This is a genomic window from Pseudomonas sp. B33.4 (genome assembly GCF_034555375.1).
In the GTDB taxonomy this organism is placed as follows: Bacteria; Pseudomonadota; Gammaproteobacteria; order Pseudomonadales; family Pseudomonadaceae; genus Aquipseudomonas.
Genome location: NZ_CP140706.1, coordinates 2,436,685 through 2,456,712, shown reverse-complemented (window position 1 = coordinate 2,456,712; position 20,028 = coordinate 2,436,685). Strand labels below are relative to the sequence as shown.

At 58.0% G+C, this 20,028-nt stretch carries 18 protein-coding genes and 2 pseudogenes; 10 read left to right on the top strand and 10 right to left on the bottom strand.

Annotation, left to right across the window (positions count from 1 at the left end):
- The first annotated feature begins 3 nt into the window (after positions 1-3).
- The 4 genes from U6037_RS10860 to U6037_RS10845 all read left to right on the top strand — a co-directional run bounded on the left by U6037_RS10860 (position 4) and on the right by U6037_RS10845 (position 4,216).
- Positions 4-1,290, top strand: coding sequence for a VRR-NUC domain-containing protein (locus U6037_RS10860; RefSeq protein WP_007919616.1), 1,287 nt, complete (start codon positions 4-6; stop codon positions 1,288-1,290).
- Positions 1,291-1,304: 14 nt separating this feature from the next.
- Positions 1,305-2,426, top strand: coding sequence for a DUF3396 domain-containing protein (locus U6037_RS10855; protein ID WP_150650735.1), 1,122 nt, complete (start codon positions 1,305-1,307; stop codon positions 2,424-2,426).
- A gap of 72 nt (positions 2,427-2,498) precedes the next feature.
- Positions 2,499-3,440 carry a PoNe immunity protein domain-containing protein gene (locus U6037_RS10850; protein WP_322846735.1) on the top strand — a complete coding sequence of 314 codons (942 nt, stop codon included), beginning with the start codon at positions 2,499-2,501 and terminating at the stop codon, positions 3,438-3,440.
- Positions 3,441-3,523: 83 nt separating this feature from the next.
- On the top strand, positions 3,524-4,216 hold the full coding sequence (locus U6037_RS10845) for a PoNe immunity protein domain-containing protein (RefSeq protein ID WP_416221711.1): 693 nt from the start codon (positions 3,524-3,526) through the stop codon (positions 4,214-4,216).
- Between the two features lie 36 nt (positions 4,217-4,252).
- Here U6037_RS10845 and U6037_RS10840 read toward each other — a convergent pair whose 3' ends face one another.
- Positions 4,253-4,699 (bottom strand): NUDIX hydrolase, encoded by a 447-nt coding sequence (locus U6037_RS10840; protein WP_322846734.1) that lies wholly within the window; start codon positions 4,697-4,699, stop codon positions 4,253-4,255.
- Positions 4,700-5,135: 436 nt separating this feature from the next.
- Here U6037_RS10840 and U6037_RS10835 point away from each other — a divergent pair, with 436 nt between their 5' ends.
- Positions 5,136-5,567 carry a nuclear transport factor 2 family protein gene (locus tag U6037_RS10835; protein WP_322846733.1) on the top strand — a complete coding sequence of 144 codons (432 nt, stop codon included), beginning with the start codon at positions 5,136-5,138 and terminating at the stop codon, positions 5,565-5,567.
- A gap of 163 nt (positions 5,568-5,730) precedes the next feature.
- Here U6037_RS10835 and mqo read toward each other — a convergent pair whose 3' ends face one another.
- On the bottom strand, positions 5,731-7,377 hold the full coding sequence (mqo, locus tag U6037_RS10830) for a malate dehydrogenase (quinone) (RefSeq protein WP_322846732.1): 1,647 nt from the start codon (positions 7,375-7,377) through the stop codon (positions 5,731-5,733).
- A 480-nt stretch (positions 7,378-7,857) separates the two neighbouring features.
- On the opposite strand from mqo, the gene U6037_RS10825 reads away from it, so the two are divergent.
- Complete coding sequence (locus U6037_RS10825; RefSeq protein WP_105709004.1) at positions 7,858-8,289, top strand: nuclear transport factor 2 family protein; 432 nt, start codon at positions 7,858-7,860, stop codon at positions 8,287-8,289.
- A gap of 178 nt (positions 8,290-8,467) precedes the next feature.
- Here U6037_RS10825 and U6037_RS29430 read toward each other — a convergent pair.
- A pseudogene (locus U6037_RS29430) lies at positions 8,468-9,061 on the bottom strand (methyl-accepting chemotaxis protein); the annotation flags it as partial.
- A gap of 309 nt (positions 9,062-9,370) precedes the next feature.
- Positions 9,371-10,060 (bottom strand): annotated as a pseudogene (locus U6037_RS29425) (MCP four helix bundle domain-containing protein); the annotation flags it as partial.
- 266 nt (positions 10,061-10,326) lie between these two features.
- On the opposite strand from U6037_RS29425, the gene sodC reads away from it, so the two are divergent.
- From sodC to U6037_RS10805, 3 genes are all read left to right on the top strand, one after another.
- Entirely contained in the window at positions 10,327-10,848 is a 522-nt protein-coding gene (gene sodC, locus U6037_RS10815) for a superoxide dismutase [Cu-Zn] SodC (protein ID WP_322846731.1), read from the top strand.
- Positions 10,849-11,008: 160 nt separating this feature from the next.
- Positions 11,009-11,323: a DUF2388 domain-containing protein gene (locus U6037_RS10810; protein ID WP_122594408.1), complete on the top strand. Its 315-nt coding sequence runs from the start codon at positions 11,009-11,011 to the stop codon at positions 11,321-11,323.
- An 80-nt stretch (positions 11,324-11,403) separates the two neighbouring features.
- The gene (locus U6037_RS10805; protein WP_322846730.1) at positions 11,404-11,805 is read left to right on the top strand and encodes a hypothetical protein; all 402 of its coding nucleotides are present in this window, start codon (positions 11,404-11,406) and stop codon (positions 11,803-11,805) included.
- Here the strand turns inward: U6037_RS10805 and ligD are convergent, their stop codons facing one another.
- The 4 genes from ligD to U6037_RS10785 form a co-directional block, all read right to left on the bottom strand.
- The gene (gene ligD, locus U6037_RS10800) at positions 11,806-14,397 is read right to left on the bottom strand and encodes a DNA ligase D (RefSeq protein ID WP_322846729.1); all 2,592 of its coding nucleotides are present in this window, start codon (positions 14,395-14,397) and stop codon (positions 11,806-11,808) included.
- A 17-nt stretch (positions 14,398-14,414) separates the two neighbouring features.
- Positions 14,415-15,368: a class I SAM-dependent methyltransferase gene (locus U6037_RS10795; RefSeq protein WP_322846728.1), complete on the bottom strand. Its 954-nt coding sequence runs from the start codon at positions 15,366-15,368 to the stop codon at positions 14,415-14,417.
- A 10-nt stretch (positions 15,369-15,378) separates the two neighbouring features.
- A complete protein-coding gene (locus U6037_RS10790; RefSeq protein WP_322846727.1) occupies positions 15,379-16,755 on the bottom strand; it encodes an iron-containing redox enzyme family protein in 1,377 nt (458 codons plus the stop codon).
- 162 nt (positions 16,756-16,917) lie between these two features.
- Complete coding sequence (locus U6037_RS10785) at positions 16,918-17,688, bottom strand: tellurite resistance TerB family protein (RefSeq protein ID WP_322847304.1); 771 nt, start codon at positions 17,686-17,688, stop codon at positions 16,918-16,920.
- Positions 17,689-17,947: 259 nt separating this feature from the next.
- Here U6037_RS10785 and pcsA point away from each other — a divergent pair, with 259 nt between their 5' ends.
- Entirely contained in the window at positions 17,948-18,670 is a 723-nt protein-coding gene (gene pcsA, locus U6037_RS10780; protein ID WP_007919592.1) for a phosphatidylcholine synthase, read from the top strand.
- Between the two features lie 124 nt (positions 18,671-18,794).
- Here the strand turns inward: pcsA and U6037_RS10775 are convergent, their stop codons facing one another.
- Both U6037_RS10775 and U6037_RS10770 read right to left on the bottom strand, forming a co-directional pair.
- Complete coding sequence (locus tag U6037_RS10775) at positions 18,795-19,607, bottom strand: class I SAM-dependent methyltransferase (protein ID WP_322846726.1); 813 nt, start codon at positions 19,605-19,607, stop codon at positions 18,795-18,797.
- Positions 19,608-19,640: 33 nt separating this feature from the next.
- Positions 19,641-19,913: a DUF4242 domain-containing protein gene (locus tag U6037_RS10770; protein ID WP_175554690.1), complete on the bottom strand. Its 273-nt coding sequence runs from the start codon at positions 19,911-19,913 to the stop codon at positions 19,641-19,643.
- Between the last annotated feature and the right edge of the window lie 115 nt (positions 19,914-20,028).

Below are 20,028 nucleotides of genomic sequence, written 5' to 3'. Positions count from 1 at the left end.
ATCATGCCGGTCATGCAACCACCTCAAACGCCACAAGGCTGCACGAACACCAGTATCGAAGGTACGGTCAAACAAGCACCGCTGCCCAATCCTGATAACAAACCGTATCTGATGGAAAAAGCCAATTACGCATCGCGGTTTCCCAGATTAACGATAAAAAAAGCCAAAGATGGCGACTTCACCGGCATGGAGCTTAAACAGCTGGTAATGAGTGGATTGATTCGGGCAGATGAATACCGCTGGGAATTCAAATGGGATTACAAAGCTGAAGTCTGCTTCGACATGTCGTCCCTCCCCCCCAAACCATTCCTGAGTTCCTCATGGCTGGGCGACGACGTGAAGCCAGACCCCACGCGGCGCCATTCACTCTTTCCATTCCCTAAAGGTTCAGTCAAAGGATTATTACGGCGTCCCGACGTTATCATCGTCAAGACACGCAGCTTGCGTTGGCCGGGACAAGCTGGAACAGATCATCAAGGTGTTGCGCACCCGGATAATCTGGAAAGGCTAGTGGAAGTGAAGTTTCCCGGGGACGTCCTCGGTATGGCACAGCGAGAGGCTTATCTAGATATAGCAGGTGGCCCAAACCGTTTTTCTGTACTCGAAATCAATGATTGTCGAGATGACGGCGAGCGTGAACGCGACCGCGAATACAACAGACAACATAAGCCTACTGGTGAGTTCAACCCACAGCAATGGCCTGTTTTGCTGCCCCCGACCGGAGGCCCGGGGCAAGCCCCAAGACCCGCTCCGGTCCCTGTTCCCGCGTACGGCCCAACAGCGACACCCAGACCGGCGCGGGTCGAAAGCTGGACGCAACTTCAAGAGGCCGTTGAAGGGCTCTTGGAGCAAGGTGCTCAGGGCATTCGAAGGCTATCGCAAGAAATGCAACAACACCTCGAAGACGCCGCTACGTGGCTCGGAATCAAGGGTCAATGGATTAGACGTGAGTCTCAAAAAGCCTGGGAATGGGTCAGTGAAACAGGTGCGAAGATCGTTCGCTGGACGGATGAGCAACTCAGGGCTGCGTGGAAGGAAATTCAGCATTTCACCGACCTGACCTTGGAAAAGCTCAAGGAAATCGACTGGATGCAAGTATTGATTGACGTAGGAACAGTCGTTGCCACCGTTGTGGTGGCTTTTGCTATTGGAGCGGCACTGGTTGCTGCCGGTGTGCCTGCTGCTATCGTCGCAGCAATTTTGGTTATCGTTCGACTGGCTCAGCTTTCATGGGCCGTGCTAGCCACCATTTTGGGCGGCGCTGCTATCACTGCTGCGGCGACAGCCTGATAAAAGAGAGCTTTATGAATACATTGGAAAAACTGAGCGAACAAGCTCCAGACCTGACGTTTGAGCTACCCGATAACACCCCCGTTGTACGACTCGGGCTGATCGCAACCCTCTACTTCAAGGAAGGCTACTCGCTGCAAAGCAAGCGCAATGTCATGCAATGCTTCACCCGATTCAAGGAAGAGTTCGGCCAGCATCTGAAGGGACAGTTCGACGACCGCTACAAGAAGCTGACAGATTCCGGATTCAGCAAAACCCAGGAAAAAATCCGCGAGTCAGGGCCAAACGAACAATACGAATGGCACATCAGCAGCGCCGCAACGGCGAACGAAGCTGCTGCGTACAGCCTGTCCGCACTGAACTCGTTCGAGGTGCATGGCGATCAAAAACGCTCATACCTGAAGATGACATTGCCCTGGAGTTTCCTGAAAGAGCCCGATGGCGTCGCGCGCTTTGAAGAATGGCTGGTTTACTTGTGCGATCAGGTTGAAGCCGAACATGGCTACGGCGGACTCTCGAGCATACTGCCCTACGACTTCGATCGTTACATGCCCATGGAATTTCAACTGGCGCAGCAATATGTCGGTCTGGAAGTTGACTCAATGGTGCACAACTTCAAACGAGAATTGCTTGATCACATCAAAGGTGTCAACTGGTACACCATTGTAGGCACTCGATTTACCGAGCAACTGGGAGGTAAAGACGGATTACGCCACGCCTTAAGCGGACGTGGCGACGTCGAGATGCTGGATTATCAGGGCGGACTGATCATTCGCGCCGGCGCTTTACCCGAACTGGGCGCTATCCATGAACCTCTGCCCGTAACCTATGTAGCGGTGAACCGCGTTTTGAAACAGCTTCGTAATCCAAAACCCGATCAACTGCACACTTATTCACCCTACGGTAACTGCTTCGAACAAGACAGTACCGAGCGCTGGTACGCGCGATTCGACCAAGACGATGCGCATTCGAAAACTCCAGCACGAATAGAGGCCGGTCAGCCTTGTAGCGCCGCGGGTTATTGGTTCAGCCCCGCACAGGCAAACTCCCGACGTTACTTCGACTTGGGGGAAATAATGCCTCGGTTCAGTGGCTCGAATTGGGGCGATACGCTTTGGTATTGGTCAGGTGATTGAAATCGACAACATTGCGCAAGCTTCGGCTCTGCTCCAACAGCATTTACGTTATCTAGGAACACATGAGCTCCGATGAAAACGAAACAAAATCTCCTTGGCGACGCTCAATATGCGGAGTTTCTCGCCTACAGCGTGGACACCGAGGAGTTCTGGAAAAACAACACCTTTGAATCTGACTCCCCGGAACAGGAAGCCTCACTGCGGGCGAATCACTTCAAGACAGTTGCTTTAAAAAAGCTGCTGATCTCCTATACCGCCGGCGTCGATATTCCAGAGTTAGAGCCTCTGCTTGAAGACCTGATTTCAAAATATGAAGTACGCCAGCAAAAACTGGCAGCTTTCGAACAGATCGCGAATATCTCTCCACTGGCTATCGACAGCTGGCTGGACGAATATGAAGAGTGCGTACAGGTGATCAGTCTGTGTGTCCTGCTCCACCGCACTGATCTTCTGAAACGGTTCATAAGCCTGGTGGACAATGCGGGTTTCAAGGGAGAGGACGCACTCTACGAAGATCTTCTCTGCAAAGTGTTGCCTGATCGAGACGATGTTGATGAGTGGTTTCACGATGTCTACACGCCGTTGATACAGGCGATTTACGCAGATGAAAAAGAAGAAGCTTCCGAGCTGCTACTGACTTATTGCAAACAATGGTATCCCGCATTCCGGCATGCGCCTTGGCACGACGCTCACCTACAGGGAGAGGACGGGAACTACGTGGGCTATTGGGCGTTTGAAGCTGGCGCCGTCGCATTTTTGTATGGCATCGATGATCACGCCGTCGACCATATGGTTTACCCGAAAGATCTGGTCGACTACGCGAGAAATCATCAAAGCCCACGAATGACACAAGTTGGCCGAATCGTTGCCGGCGATGCATGCAGCCGGACCGGCTATTGGTTCACGCCTGCTCAGGCGAACTCCCGCCGTCATTTCCAACAGGGTGAACTCATGCCGAAGATCAACGACTCCCGTTGGGGCGATACGCTTTGGTATTGGTCAGGTGAAGCGTGAGTGCAGGAATAAAAGCGAGCGAACGCCAATCCTTTTTCAGCAGACGCCACTACGCACACTTTCTCAGGGAACATGATGCTGTCGTGGAGTTCTTCAAGACCAATCGCTTCCAATCAGATTCTGACGACGAAGAAGCGAGCCTGCGCGCGGCATTCTTTCAGAGACTGGCGCTTGATAAGTTGCTTGCAACTTATACCGTTGGCGAGCCTATCGAAGCTCTCCTCCCGTTACTCGAAGACTTGCTCGATCAGTATGAACTGCGCCAGCAGAGGCTGGCCGCCTACGAAGATGTACCGCAAATCTCACCACTCGCCATTGATGATTGGCCAGATGAATACGAAGAAGCCGTTCAAGTGATCAGCCTGTGCATTCTGCTCGACCGCAAGGACCTGCTCATACGATTCGTTAAACTTCTGGACGACGCTGGTTACGCCGGGGACGACACGCTCTATGAAGACCTGCTGAAAAAAGTCCTGCCTGATCGGCAAGACGTTGATCAGTGGTATCACGACGTCTACACCCCTCTCGTACAGGCAATTTATGCCGACACACGCGAAGAGGCGTCCCTGCTGCTCAAGGAGTATTGCCAGACTTGGTATCCAGCTTTCGAACAAGCGCCTTGGCACGATACGCACTTACAGGGCGACGACGGTAACTACGTCGGCTACTGGGCATTCGAAGCTGCGGCGATTGTCTTTCTGTATGGCCTGGATGATCGCCATGTCGATCACTGGGTTTACCCGAAAGATCTCGTCGAGTACGCGCGAAGTCGGTGAATCGATTGCACCGGAATTCGTATCCCCCAACTGAGCTCAGCCGAGCAATCCAGTACTCATCAGCAGCTCCTGCAAGCCTTTTGGCACCAAGGGCGCCTGCTCGCTGAAGCTTGAGCTGTCATGCCAGAGCGCGGTGAAGGGCGCGCCGTCGCTTTCATGGCCATCGATCTGTGCGTGGTCGTAAACGCCCAGATCGACAAACGTCGCGTCGTATACCTGGACAATTTCGTGTCCCGGTTTGCCGTTGTAAACGAAAAGACTTTCGAGTGTGCCGAGCAGGCGCACATCGGTCATAGACAGGCCCAACTCTTCCTGCACTTCGCGCACGATCGCTTCAGCGCTGGTTTCGCCAAATTCGATACCGCCGCCGAGAGGCCGAAAGCAGGTTTGCTGGCTGACCGGATCGCGAAATTCGTTAACCAGAATTTTCCCGTTGTGATGAAAAACGCAAAGTGCGAGCGCGCGAATGCGGTGTTCGGCCATGACTGAAGTCCATTTACAAGTGTGTGGCGCGGCATTTAAACATGCTTTGCGCGACACACCCTTGGACGTCACTGGAAAAGGGTCGCCTCAGACCGGAGAAATCGTTGCGAGCAGGCCGATCAGAATGGTCAGTGTCAGAAAACCACCCAGAAAAATCGCCATCTTGTTCATGTTGCTCTCCTCAATGCTGAGCTTGCGGTGCACTGGGCGCTTCGGGATGAAGGACTGCCGCGAGTGCCGAACCGTGGGGCTATTTTGAGCGGATGACTGAGCTGGTAACAGAGGCAGATCCAGTGAAAAAATACGGATCAGATGCGCATCTGATCCGCATGGGCCATGGGCCGATATTCAGATCGCCGCACAAGGGTTCAATTTCGGCGTGGTTGACCTAGAGTCATTGCCGTCGCGACAACAACAAGAAAATCCTGGAGTGAACATGACCGACCTGAACCTGCAACCCATCGTCGCCGCATCGCTAGGCAAATGGCACGAAATGATCCGCACCGGCAACCTCAGCACCCTGCCCGGCCTGCTCGACCCGCAAGCCGTGTTCCGCTCGCCGATGGCCCACACGCCTTATCCGGGCGCGCCAGTGGTGTCGATGATCCTCAATACCGTGTTCGAGGTGTTTGAAGACTTCACCTATCACCGTGAGCTGGCGACTGCCGATGGCTTGAATGTGATTCTGGAGTTCAGCGCCAAGGTGGGTTCGAAGGAACTGAAAGGCATCGACATGATTCGCTTCGATGAGCACGGCAAGATTGTCGAGTTCGAGGTGATGGTGCGGCCACTCAGCGGTCTGCAAGCCTTGGGCGAAGAGATGGGCCGGCGGCTCGGTGCTTATCTGGCGTCCGCCAAAGCCCTGTAGGAGCTGCCGCAGGCTGCGATCTTTTGATCTTGATCTTTCAAAAGCAAGATCAAGATCAAAAGATCGCAGCCTCGTTTCACTCGACAGCTCCTACAAAACTATTTGCCATAAAAAACCCACTGACCGTCGCCGGTTCAGTGGGTTTTGTGTGTCAGGCGTCTGGTTACAGAGCCATGTCACGTGCAGCGTTTTCCTTCGGAGCTTCAGCCTTTTCAGCTGCAGGTGCGGCCGGAGCAGCCACCTGACCGATCACTGGAGGTGTCGGCAGTTCGAGGATCTTGGCGGTGTAGGCCCATTCTGCAGCCACTTTGGCTGGATCGCTGTTCAGCTGGGTGCCGTAGCTTGGCACGATCTGGTGCAGCTTGGATTGCCACTCAGGCGTTGCGACTTTGTCTTTGAAGACTTTCTGCAGCACGCTCAGCATGATCGGTGCAGCGGTCGACGCGCCTGGCGATGCGCCCAGCAGACCGGCGATGGAGCCGTCTTGTGCAGCAACGATTTCGGTGCCCAGTTTCAGCACGCCGCCAGCGGCTTCATCGCGCTTGATGATCTGCACGCGTTGGCCGGCTTGCCACAGGCGCCAGTCTTCGGCTTTGGCGTTCGGGAAGTATTCCTTCAGCGCGTTCAGACGGTCTTCATCCGACAGCATCAGTTGGCCAGCCAGGTACTCGACCAGCGGGTATTCCTTGATGCCGACCTTGGTCATAGGCCAGATGTTGTGGGTGGTGGTGCTGGTCAGCAGGTCCAGGTACGAACCTTCCTTGAGGAACTTGGTGCTGAAGGTTGCGAATGGGCCAAACAGGATGACGCGCTTGCCGTCCAGAACACGGGTGTCCAGGTGCGGAACGGACATCGGTGGTGCGCCAACCGACGCTTTACCGTAGGCCTTGGCCAGGTGCTGTTCAGCGATGGCCGGGTTATCGGTCACCAGGAACGAGCCGCCTACCGGGAAGCCAGCGTATTCCTTGGCTTCAGGAATGCCCGACTTCTGCAGCAGGTGCAGTGCACCGCCGCCCGCGCCGATGAACACGAACTTGGCATCGGTTTCGGTTTTAGTGCCGTCTTTCAGGTTTTTGTAGCTGACGCGCCAAGTGCCATCGGCATTCTTGGTGATGTCCTGGACTTCGCTCGACAGTTTCAGATCGAAGTTAGGCTTGGTCTGCAGGTACGTGGCGAACTGGCGGGTGATTTCGCCGAAGTTCATGTCGGTACCCAGCGGGCTCCAGGTGGCCGCGATTTTCTGGTTCGGGTCACGCCCTTCCATCATCAGCGGGACCCACTTCTTGATCACAGCCGGGTCTTCGGAGTACTGCATGCCGGCGAACAGCGGGCTCGCTTGCAGGGCTTCGTAGCGCTTTTTCAGGAACTTGATGTTGTCATCGCCCCACACAAAGCTCATGTGCGGAGTGGTGTTGATGAACGAGCGAGGGTTCTTCAGAACGCCTTGCTGAACCTGCCAGGCCCAGAACTGACGGGAGACCTGGAACGCTTCGTTGATCTCGACGGCTTTCGGGATCGTTACGTTGCCTTTGTCGTCTTCCGGGGTGTAGTTCAGCTCGGCAAGTGCCGAGTGACCGGTACCGGCGTTGTTCCAGCCGTTGGAGCTTTCGAGGGCGACGCCGTCGAGGCGCTCGACCATTTCCATCGACCAGCCTGGCTCCAGCTCATTGATCCACACACCGAGGGTGGTGCTCATGATGCCGCCGCCGATCAGCAGAACGTCGACTTTCTTTGCTTCGTCAGCATTGGCGGATGTCATCCCCATCGCCAAAGCCAGACCCAGCAGGGCTGTGTTCACTTTTTTAAACATCTGTTGCACCTATGATAAAACGCCTTCCGCCCGCCGCTGTTATCTGCATGCGATCCGCTTTGATGACGCTCAGGCTAGCGTCGCAGATTCCGGCACACTTCAATTTTGACGGGTGGGCACACAAGGCCGACATGCTGCATCGACCTCAGTTAATGTCCCTTCTGAACTGACTTCTTATCATTATTGGCTCAGCTACTTGAGCGACAGGGATTCCGTCGGCCCGCCCTGAGGCAAGCAAACTGAATAAGGTCAAACCAAGTTGGCGCGAAGAATATCACGTCAGGGCAAACCCGCGCGTCTGTTCCCGACTTGAGAGTCTTTTTCCGCTCAGGACACTATCGGCCGACGAAGGCTGAACATGATCCCTGAAGACTAAGGATGTGGAAGGAGTGCCTAAGTTCTGGATAACCTGCTAAGTTGTACGATGACTGACGAACAAGTCGCGCAGTCATCACCCATAACAACAAGGAAACAACGTCCATGACCAAAACCCGACTCCTCATCGGTTTCCTCTGCGCCTTTAACGGCTACGCCATGGCCGCGTCGGCCCCGGCAGAAAAAGATGTCGCCCAAGCGGTCGATCATCTGACCCAGGCAATGTTGCACAAGGACATCGCCGAACTGAATGCACTCACCGCGCCCAACCTGACCTACGGCCATTCCAGCGGCAAGATTCAGGACAAGAAGGAATTCATTGCCGACATCGAAACCGGCAGAAGCGCTTTCAAGACCCTCGAGATGCAGAAGCAGACCATCACACTCTCAGGCGATACCGCGCTGGTACGCCACCACTTTTCCGCGCAGGCGTTGAAAGGAACCGAGGTGGTGCCGACCGAGATCGAGAACTTTCAGATCTGGCAGAAGCAGGATGGCAAGTGGTTGCTGGTGGGGCGGCAGGCGTTCAAGTTTTGAGGGGAGCTATCTAGCCTGAATGGATATTGACCGGGCTGGCCTCATCGCGGGCAAGCCCGCTCCCACAGGGTTCGATGTTGTAAATGCAATTGTGTTTACACCACCGCCCATTGTGGGAGCTGGCTTGCCAGCGATGAGGCAAATTAAGACGCCACAACTGCAATTGTTCCAACCGCTTTCACAACCGAAACCGATCCACCGACTGCGCCAACTGCCCCGCCAGACTCGACAACTCATCAGTCGTATTCGCCGTTTGCCCGATCACCCGACTGTTGCCCTCGGACATCCCGGCAATCATTTCCACCTGATGGGCAATCTCGTTACTGGCCTGGCTCTGCTCGCCAATCGTGCGGGTGATGTCGTTGACCAGTTGCGTCGTGCTCAACGTCGCATCGAGGATTTCGCGGATGGCCCGCTCGACATCCGCCGTCACCGCCATGCCCTTGTCGACCTGCGCGACACCCGCCTCCATGCTGCTGACCGCCTCGCGGGTGCTGTGCTGAATGCGCGCGACCATCGCAGCGATTTCCTGGGTGGAAGCGCTGGTGCGCGCCGCCAGACTGCGTACTTCGTCCGCGACCACTGCAAAACCCCGTCCCTGCTCGCCGGCCCGGGCTGCTTCAATGGCGGCGTTGAGCGCCAGCAGATTGGTCTGGTCGGCGATGCTCTTGATCACCTGAATGATGTTGAAAATGGCTTCGGATTCCTGATCCAGTGTGCGGATCACTTGTGCCGACTGTTGCGCCGAACGCGCGATATCGTCCATATCGCTGACCACTTGATGAATCACTCCGCCGCCCTCTTTCGCCAGGGTTTCGGCTTGATTGGCCATGCTCAGGGCACGTTCGGCGTGGCGGGTGATTTCCTCGATGCTCGCGGTCATCTGGCTGGCGGCGGCGGCCATGGTGCCGGCGGCGACGCTTTGTTGTTGACTGCTGTCGGCGACCTGATGGCAACCCTGACTAAGTTGTTCGCTCATGCCGCTGACGCCGTGAGCGTTGCGCCGCACCACATCGATCATGTCGCGCAAGTCGCGCTGCATGGTCGCCAGCGTACGGATCAAGACACTGGCTTCGTCCTTGCCGGACGGCTCGGCGATCGGCTCGCTGAGGTTGCCGTGGGCGATGCTTTCGGCGATGCGACTGGCGGTCTTCAGCGGCCCCATGATGCTCAGAATGACCCAGCGACCCTGTGCCAAAAGCAGCACCAGACTAGCGATCAACACCACACCGAGCGCGAGGTTGGCATTGCGGATCGCCGCTTCAGTGCCTGCGCTGGTCTGCCGCGTGTTGGTTTCGATCAACTCGCTCAACGCGGCCATTTGTTCTTCCAACTGGCCAAACGCCGTATTAAAGGTGCCCAGTTCCTGCTGAGCGGCATCGGGATTGTCCAGCGCCAACCCGACAATCCGCTCGCCGGTGTTGATGTAGGTGTCGAGGCTCGGTTTTATCTGCTCCAGCGCCGTGCGCAATGTCGGGTTGATCGGTAACTTGAGATTGTCTTCAAGTACCTCACGAAAATGCCCGGCATGCTCGTTGATCGAGTCGCGCACCTCGCTCGCCGTGCTGGTGCTTTTGCCCAGCCCCACCAGCATCGCCGAGTAGACATCGGCGCGCAGGGCGTCGTGCATCATGTCGGCTTCCATGTGGTTGCGCAGCGCGCTCATGCTCACCGCGTTATCGCTGACCGCCGAAGCCATCCGCTGATTGCCGACGTAGCTGACCAGACTCACGATCAGGGCCGTCAGCAAACTTGTCACAATCAGCAACATTAAACGCAGTTTGATCGACACCGGGTTTTCCTCCTTGGCCACGCCCGCAAACGCCTGTCAGACCTTGAGTTAAGCCTATTTGCGCAGGTCTGCCGCGCCAGAGCGTGTCAGCAGGTGTCGGCATGCAGGCACACTGGCGTAAAACTTTCGGATTGCGCGGCAAGTCTCACTTTTCAACGCGCACGGCTAACGCCTTCATCGCCGGTTAATGCCGGCAGGCTATTGAGTCCGTCGTTCTGAATTCTCATGCAGCAAAAGGAAACGCTATGAAACGCGCATTGTGGTTAGGTTTGCTCGGCACCTTCGCCATCGGAACCGCACAGGCGGCGACGGAAAAAGTCGCCATCAATCTGGTCAGCGCAGACGGCGCGCCGCAGGCGATCGGCTCGGTCACCATCAGTGAAACCGCGTATGGCCTGTTGTTCACGCCCGATCTGAAGTCCTTGCCGGCCGGCGTGCACGGTTTCCATGTGCATGAAAACGGTAGCTGCGAAGCCGGCATGAAGGACGGCGTGAAAGGCGCCGCACTGGCCGCTGGCGGGCATCTCGATCCGCAGAAAACCGGCAAGCACCTTGGCCCGTATGCTGACGGCCATTTGGGTGACCTGCCCGCGGTTTACGTGACTGCTGACGGCGTCGCCAACTACCCGGTGCTGGCGCCGCGCCTGAAAAAGATCGCCGAGATCAAGGGCCATGCGCTGATGATCCATGCCGGTGGCGACAACCATGCCGACATGCCCAAACCGCTGGGCGGTGGCGGCGATCGTATGGCTTGCGGGGTGATCTGACCCGTCGCAGTCTGAAGGCCGGGCAACCCGCAATGGCGTTGCCCGCGTCCGTCTTGCAATAACGCAGACTTTCCAGCCCCACGGAACTCCGGCCCACCGCGCCCCTCTCACATTATGTAATCCTTCCCTTTTTGCTTCGCGCTTGTGGAGGAACACCGTCATGCGCAAGTTAGTGCTCGTTTCTTCTTTACTCTTATGCCTGCCGGTCGGTTCGGCGTTGGCCCGCGTTGATGCTGGCGACGTTGCCACCTCGGCCGGTGTCTCCGCGTCGCTGTACTCGACCTTCAAGGATCACAAAATGGTGATTCCGGCCCGTGACGACTTGTCTGCATTTGTCGCCAGTGGCGGGGCCATTCGTGGGGTTTATCTTGAATCGGTACTGCAACAGGTTCGCCAGGACAACCCAGGGCTCAACGCCAGCGATGAAGATCTGGCCAATGCGATTCTGGTGCATTACGAAGGCCTCAATCAGTAGCCCTCACGGACAAAGCAGCCGATGGATGGCCGCTGAAGGCGCATAGGCAAAACCGTCCGACGGCCTCTATGATGGAGGCCATGACGACTTCCGCGCCTTTGCGCTCCCCTTGCCCGCCCGGCGCCTGCATTTGCGGGCGCGATCCGTTGCTGGAGACGCCCGGCGCGGACCTGCGCATCCTGCGTCTGACTCGCGGAGAAGAAAAAATCCTTCTCGCCCGGCTGGAAAAACTCAAAGACCTTGCCGACCTCGCACACTTGCAGAAGCGCATGTACGAGCAGTTGGGTATTCGTGTGGAAGTCGCGCCCGGGTTCAACGAAGTACGCACTATGCGCGGCATCGCCATTCAGATCGATGAATTACCAGGTATGTGCCGCAAGACCCGCGCCGCAATTCCGGCCGCGATCCGTCGCGGACTGGAAAACCACCCTGAAATCGCCTTCGAACTGCTCAACGCCCACGACTTGCTGCGCGACACCTGATCACTTTTTCAGACCGACCCGTTTGCGCATCTCGGCCGTGATGCTCTGGCGGGTTTTCTTCATGTCGGCCCACGGTTCATCGCCGACCTCAGCCAAGCGCTCGTGGACATTGTGCACGTTCCACTGATTGCCGCCCTTGATCTCGGCGACCTCTTCACGAAACAGTGGCACCGATACCGGCAAGCCTTCACGGGTGCGCGCCGCGTAGGCGCAGATGGTGGTGGCGCCGAGACCGTTGCGCAGATAGTCGATGAAGATCCTTCCAACGCGATTCTTCGGCCCGGACACCGCCGAAAAACGGTCTGGCAACAGCTTGGCGATATGACTGACGATGGCGTGGCTGAAATCCTTGACCTCATCCCAGCCGAGTTTGCGGGTCAGCGGCACCACCAGGTGAATGCCCTTGCCGCCGCTGGTTTTGAGGAACGCTTTCAACCCCAGTTCATCGAGCACGGTCAAAGTCAGCGCCGTCGCCTCGACCATGCTTTTCCACGGCAATGCCGGATCCGGGTCGAGATCGAGGACGAATCGATCGGGCTTGTCCAGATCGACGGTGGTAGCGTTCCAGGTGTGCAGCTCGACGGTGCTCATCTGCACTGCGCCGATCAGTGCTTCGGCGTTATTGATCAGCATCACCGGTTGCCCGGTAACGTCCTTGTCCAGCGTAGTGATGCCGGGAATTGCCAGGCGTTCGGCGTTTTTCTGGAAGAACAACTCACCGGCGATGCCGTCCGGCGCCCGCACCAGCGCCACCGGACGCTCCTTGAGTTGCGGCAGGATCCATTCGGCGACGCTGGCGTAATACTCGGCCAGTTGCATCTTGGTGGTGCCGCTGACCGCGTCGATGACTCGATCCGGGTGAGTGATGCGCACCTTACCGTTGGCCAGTCCGAGTTGTGACGGTGCGGTGTCGGTATTGCTCGCCGGGGCTTTTTTTGTCTGCTTCTTCGCAGGCGTTTTTTTCTCTGCAGTCTTCACCGGTTTCGCTCGCTCCTCAGTGATGTCCTTGGCTGGCTTGTCATCGCGCAAGCCGTGAAACACAGCGTGGCGGACCGAACCGTCCTTGGTCATTTCGGCAAATGCGACTTCAGCCAGCAGTTTCGGCTTCAGCCAATGCACACCTTTGACCTCGAAGCCGCTGGGTGGATTGATCACCGCAGCCGTCTTCATCTGCAACGGTTTGAGCTGGGCCAGAATGCTTTTCAACGTCGACTCGTTGAAACCGGTGCCGACCTTGCCGGCGTAACGCAATTCGCCACTGTCACGGTCATGCAGCCCCAACAGCAATGCACCGAAGGCACTGCGCGAACCTTTCGGATCGGTGTATCCAACCACCACGAATTCCTGCCGGTGTTTGCACTTGAGCTTGATCCAGTCGCTACTGCGCCGCGACAAATACGGCGAGCCGAGGCGTTTGCCGATCAGGCCTTCCATCTGCATCTGGCAGGCGCTGTTAAGCAGTGCATCCGGCGTTTCGTCGAAGGCTTCTGAGAAACGCAGCAACGGTTGCTCATGATTGCCGAGCACCGTGGCCAGCGCGGCGCGACGTTCCTCCACCGGCACCTCACGCAGGTCGACACCGTTGAGATATGGCAGATCGAACAGGTAGTAGAGAATGTTGCCGCTACGTCCCGCTTCAAAGGCATTTTGCAGGGCCTGAAAGTCCGGCACGCCGTGTTCGTTGGCGACGACCATTTCACCGTCCAGCCATGCCGATTCCAATCCCAGCGCGGCCAGGGCTTCGGCCTGTTGCGGCAACTTGTGCGTCCAGTCGTGACCGTTGCGGGTGAACAGTTGCACCTGATCATGATCGATGCGCGCCATGATCCGGTAACCGTCGAATTTGATCTCGTAGCTCCACTGTCCTTCGGGTGCGCTGTCGACCAGCGTGGCCAACTCCGGCTTGAGTTGCGTCGGCAGTTTCGCCTTGTGCGCGCCGGTGAGCTTGCCGGTCGCGGGTTTGCGGGTCTTGGCCGGGGGCTTCTTTAGCGGTTTGCTTTGCTCGGCGGCCAGTTTGGGTTTGCCCACTATCGTGCGTTCGCTCAGCACACTGTCCGGCTCGGCCACCAACACATCGTAGTCATCCTGCGGCCGTGCGGCGTTGTCCTGATGCTTGATCAAAAACCACTGTTCCTTCTTGCCTGGCATGTGCGTGCGCACCAGGTTCCAGATGCCGCCGAGCTTCTCGCCTTGCAGCTCGAACTTGAGCTTGCCCTTGGCGTAAGCCTTGTGCGGATCTTCCAGCGGAATCCACACGCCACGATCCCAGACAATCACATCTCCGGCGCCGTAATGCCCTTCGGGAATGCTGCCCTCGAACGTCGCGTAATCCAGCGGATGATCCTCGACATGCACCGCCAGACGTTTGACCTTAGGGTCGAGTGACGGCCCCTTCGGCACCGCCCAACTCTTCAACGCACCATCGAGTTCCAGGCGAAAGTCGTAATGCAGGTGCGAAGCGTCGTGCTTCTGGATGCAGAACTGCAACGCGTGATCCGTGGTGGCTTTGCGCCCCGAACGCTTGACGGCGGCCGGTTCCGAGGTCGCCGAAAAATCGCGCATGCGGTTGTAGTCGTCGAGGTTCCTGTTCATCGCGCACCTGCCTTGCTTCAGCCAATTCGGGTCACGGTCAGCGCTACCACCGCGATCCGGTCGACCCGTTGATAGCCGGGATTGAGCAACTCCTCGCCGAAGACGTCCGGATCGATTTCGTGGTACGTCCAGCCAAAGCGCTTCTCGTCCAGTCGAGGCAACACGGTGTCGAGAAACGGATCGCGACCATCGACCATCGCCACGCCGGTGTAGAGCAGCAGCGAGCCGCCCGGCGCCAGCCTGTTCAGCGCCTGCTCGACGATGCGCAGCGACAGCCCTGCCCCCAGCGTCCCGCCACCGTGACGATAAGCGCGCTCTGCCGGATCGGCCATGTACGGTGGGTTGGCGACGATCAGGTCGAACTCGCCGTCGACGCCCTGCAACAGATCACTGGCGCGCACTTCGACGTTAGCGACCTCTGCCAGCACCGCGTTGATCGCGGTCAGGCGCAGCGCCGCGGGATTGATATCCAGCGCCAGCACTTGCGCCTCGCGACGAGCACGGCCAATCAGAATCGCTCCGACGCCCGCCCCACAACCAATGTCCACCGCGCGCTGGATGGGCGCGAAGTTCTGTTGCAAGTGGGCATGAATCAATTGGGCGAAACGGTAGGTGTCGGGGCCGAAAAACACCGCATCCGCCGCGTCGGTGGGAAATGCTGAATGCACGAACAGCAAATCATCCAGGCTTGACCAGCGCACGCGACTTTTTAACTGACCTTCGTAGGCATCAATGATCTGCGCGTCTTCCAGTTGCCGCTGTTCATCGGCCGACAACAACCCCGGGGCGAACGGACGCGACCAGCCGAACACATCGCGCAACGAGTCGGCCATCTCGCCCTCGTCACGCTGGTTGACCCGTTGATGGGTCAACGGCGTCGGTGTGACGAACCGATATCCGTCTGCCAACAAGCGCCGGCCCAGTTGCAGCAGCACGAGGTCGTTGGGGCACAGTTGTTCTTCCTGATTCATCGGTGATGTCCTAAAGCAAGCGGGATTTGAGTTCGATAAAACGGCGGGTAGCGAGCAGCCCGGCCGGATGTGCATGGCGGGCCGGGGCGAGCCAGGGGATCAGAATCGCCATTTGCGCCAAGGCATCCTGACCTTGCAGCGCGGCGTTGAGCGCCTGAACATCGGGATCCTGTTCAAGCCCTTCGATGGGTGCTGCGGTCTGACTGTGCCGCCGAACAGGTTTCGCTTTATCCGATGGTGTCCAGTCGCCGGCGATCCAGTCATGCACCAGCTGTTTTTCGTAGGCATTGAACACGCCGAACATCGCCGCACCGTCGCCGGCGATCAGCTGCCAAAAGCGGCTGCCCTGCGGGTCTTCATGGCGTTTGATCCAGCCTTTGTCTTGCAGTGCCTGAAGAAAACCGGCCAATTGCTCCGGTGCGGCGAGCCACTGATTGACGGTCTTCCCTTCGAAGCGGCAGTAATCGGAGTGCATGTGCTGGGCAAACGGACACTTGCGTTCAAGCATCGCCAGCAACTCACGCTCAAGATCGAAACCTTCGATGATCGCGCGGCTGCCCTGCCCCAGGTCGTTGAGCCGATAGCCCAGCGCGACCCGGCGCAGAAACTCGCCGCGATCGGCCTCAAGGGGCAGCAGATCGAGCGCCGCCTGCACAGCCTTTTGCGCATGGCCCGTGCTGGCGTTGTCGATGGTCACATGCAGGGTGAAGTAGTAGGGATCGATGCCCAGCTCGCTGAGTTCGTAACTGCTGATCAACAGGTGCAACGGCAGTTGTTCGTAGCCGAGGTTGTAGCCGATCACTTCGGGCAAGTAATCCATACCGCAGACACCGAGGGCCAGTTGTATCGCGCCCTGCAGGTAGCGTTCATCGTCGATGGCGCTGCCATCCTGCAAATCGTGCTCGGCGAGTAATTTCTGGTAAATCACCACGTGATTTTGCGCCGGATTGCCTTCGCCCAGTTCCTCCAGAAAAGTTCGCAGCAGGCCTTGGAAACGCGGGTCCTGCCAGCGCGGCAACAGACCATGGAGCCAAGCGCCATCGACCAGTTTGGTCGGTGCGACCGCTTGCAGAAAATACAGTGCCTGCGCCTTGCCACGGAAGAATTGCCGAGGCCCGCCGGCCTTGCGCTGTTGCAGGTAATCGGCGTATTGCCGGGCGACATCGGCGCAATGTGCGGCCACCCAGGCGTGCCAGGTCGTGGGATCTTCGGGCAGAGAGTCGGCCAGTTGCGCGGCATATTGCAGTTGCTCCTGCAAAAATGCCTGCGCAAGCTCTTGGGGATTGTCATCACGCAACAACGCTTCATAGGCTTGCCGGATGTTCCCGGCGGTGTTCATCGCATGCGGTTGGGCAGGTCCGGCCTGCAGGTGTGTCAGGACAGTCATGGCAAAATTCTCGGTCGGTTGGCAGGACGCTGATCCACACGCCTCTACAGCAGCAGAGAGGCAGCGCCTGCGAAAAATTCAATCGACGTGAAAATTGCCCGGACGGACGGCGACGCAGCTCCGTGACGGAGCTGCTGGTGGCAATGATTATTTGACGTTACTTCAGGCCTGACCTTTGGCCTGCTGTTCCAGATGCACCTGCAACTCAGGATCGATCTGCAAGGCTGCCGCCAACTCATCCAGATAACTGCGCTCGGCGTCCTGCTGGTCATCCACCAGCATCACGCTGACCAGATACATTTCAGCGGCCATGGCCGAATCGCCGTTGGCCGCCTGCGCGACTTCGTCCGCGTCCAGCGGTTTCGCGACTTCTTCGTCAAACCATTGCTGCAATTGTGGATCGTCGGTGTGTTTGCTGATTTCCCCACTGATCATCTGTTGCTCCCGGGCGTCGATCTCACCGTCAGCCTTGGCTGCCGCGATCAAAGCACGCAGCACCGCGTGGCTATGCTCTTCGATTTCCGGGCCGGCAAGGAGGTTAGCCGTTTGCGGCGTTTGTTGCGGTGCCGAACTGGCCTGGCTGCGTTGCCAGGCCTGATACGCCTGGAACGCCATCATCCCTAGCGACGCCAGCGCCGCATAATTGGTCCCGCCGGAACGACTTTGCGTGCGGCCACCGCCGCCCAGTGCGCCACCCAATGCGCCGCCAAGATCACCACCGGCACCGCCGCCGAGCAAACCACCGAGCAAGCCGCCCAAGCCGCCAAGTCCACCGGCAGATCCGCCGCCGCTGGCGGCGCCCGAGCCGCCACCGAGCAGACCACCCAGTAAGCCACCGAGGCCGCCCACACCATCACCGGCGGAGGCTGAAGATTGTTGTCCCGCCGAGGCCTGGCCTCGCAGCAGTTGTTCGAGCAAATCGCTGGTGTTCATGACGTCATCCTCAGGCAAGGGCAGTGACTGCGTCTGGCAACGATAGACCCCGACAGCCATTGCGCCAGCACCGTTTGGCTGAGACTCGAAGCTGCGGCGGATTTCGCCCGCGTATTTTTTCACCGGCCAGCTAAGATTCATCAATGGTGAACCTTATCCCGGCCAGACCGGTCGATAGCTGCAACCCCGACCCGGTTTGCCGGCGCCCTTCCAATCAAGGGTGATACCCGGCTTGCTTCACTTTCTGGAGAACGCCCCCGTGATATCGACCGTACACATCGCCAGGCTCAAAGCATGGGGCGCCCATGGTTTTACTGCGACTGGCGTGGTCACCGCTTTTCTGGCCACCCTCGCCCTCCTGGAAAACCAGCCGACCCATTGCCTGATGTGGCTGGGCGTGGCGCTGATTGTCGACGGACTCGACGGGGCACTGGCGCGCAAGGTCAACGTGCAATCGGTGCTGCCGAGCTTCGACGGTTCGATCCTTGATCTGGTGATCGATTACCTGACGTATGTGTTTATTCCGGCGCTGTTCATCTATCGCTACATTCCGTTGCCCGACTACACCTTGCTGCTGACCGTGTCGCTGATTCTGGTGTCGTCGCTGTTCTGCTTCTGCAACGTCAACATGAAGAGCAAGGACAACTACTTTGTCGGGTTTCCTGCAGCATGGAATGTGGTCGCGCTGTGTCTGTACATCATCGGTCCGGGGCCGTGGATTACTTTTCTGACGGTGATTGGTCTGGCGCTGCTGACCGTGACGCGGATGAAGTTTTTGCACCCGTTCCGTGTGCGGCGCTTTATGCCGATCAACATTGCGGTGACGGCGATCTGGCTGCTGTGCAGTCTGTCGCTGGTGCTGAACCACCCAGTGATCAACCCGTTGGTGATGGGCCTGTGGTTGCTGATGTCGGCGTACTTTCTGGGGATCTGCATCTGGCGCACGGCGCTGGAGTGGTTTGATCGGCCGCAGGTGAAATAGACTCCAGAGCCAAACACAAATCCATTGTAGGAGTGAGCCTGCTCGCGATAGCGGTCTGTCAGCTGAATATTTTTGACTGAAAGACCGCTATCGCGAGCAGGCTCACTCCTACAGGGATCTTCATTTAGCGTTTGGTAACCACCACCTCCAGATACTCACTCGGCACCACCAGCGACGCCTCCCCCGCCCGATTCAACCGATTGAGCAAATCCGCCAGATCACTCTCCAGCGCCTGCCCGCTCTCCGGCGGCAGTGCCGCGAAAGCCTTGTGCACCGGTCCGTACCAATGGCGGAAAATGTCGATGAAGTGCGCGGCGGAACGATAGCGGAAATTGAACTCGCGCCGCGTCACGCGCAGCAGAAAATCGCGGTCATCGAAATGCTTGTGCAGCCAGGCATCGGAGCCCCAGTTAGAGGGCGGTTGTGCGCCGGCAGGTGGTGGCAGATGCCGGCCGAGGGTCTTGAACATCTGGCCAACGAAACCCTCTGGCGTCCAGTTGGCCAGACCGATCCGCCCGCCACGGCGACAAACCCGTCCCAGTTCGGCGGCAGCCTTGTCCTGATCCGGCGCGAACATCACGCCAAAGGTCGACAGTACCGCGTCGTAGCTCTCATCGGCGAATGGCAGTGCCTCGGCGTCGGCGACCTGAAACGTCACTTCAAGATGCTCTGCCCGCGCGCGATCCTGACCGCGTTCAAGCAGTGCCGCGACGTAGTCGGTCGAGGTGACCAGACAACCACGCCGCGCCGCCGCCAACGTCGCATTACCGTTGCCGGCAGCGACATCCAGTACCTCCTCGTCGCAATGCAGATCGCAGGCTTCGGCGAGGTTTTCGCCGACAATTTGCAGGGTGGTGCCGATCACGGCGTAGTCGCCACTGGCCCAGGCGACTTTCTGGCGTTCTTTCAAGGCAGTGAGATCAATCGGGGTACTCATGACAGTGAGCTCCGCTACAAATTGGATCAGCGATTATTCGGCCGTAGTCGGGTCAATGACCGTCATTACACGCGCCACACTGTTGGCAGGAAAACCACCGAGCCTGGCGTGTTCGCGCACCTGCTCTTCGTCAGGCGCGATGTACACGCAATAGATTTTGTCTGCGGTGACGTAGCTCTGCAGCCACTGCACCTGCGGGCCGAGCTCGCGCAACACATCACAGGACGTTTGCGAAACGGCTTTGAGTTCTGCTTCCGACAGCTTTCCGGCTCCTGGAATCTCGCGTTCAATCACGAATTTCGGCATGGCAACCTCGCGTTCTTGTTATGTGCCAGGGCCGGCAGTGACCCTGCTCGCTCACTATCGCGCCGCGACTGATCGGCGTCCCCGCCGATCGTCTGGCAAGCCAATAAAACCGGGG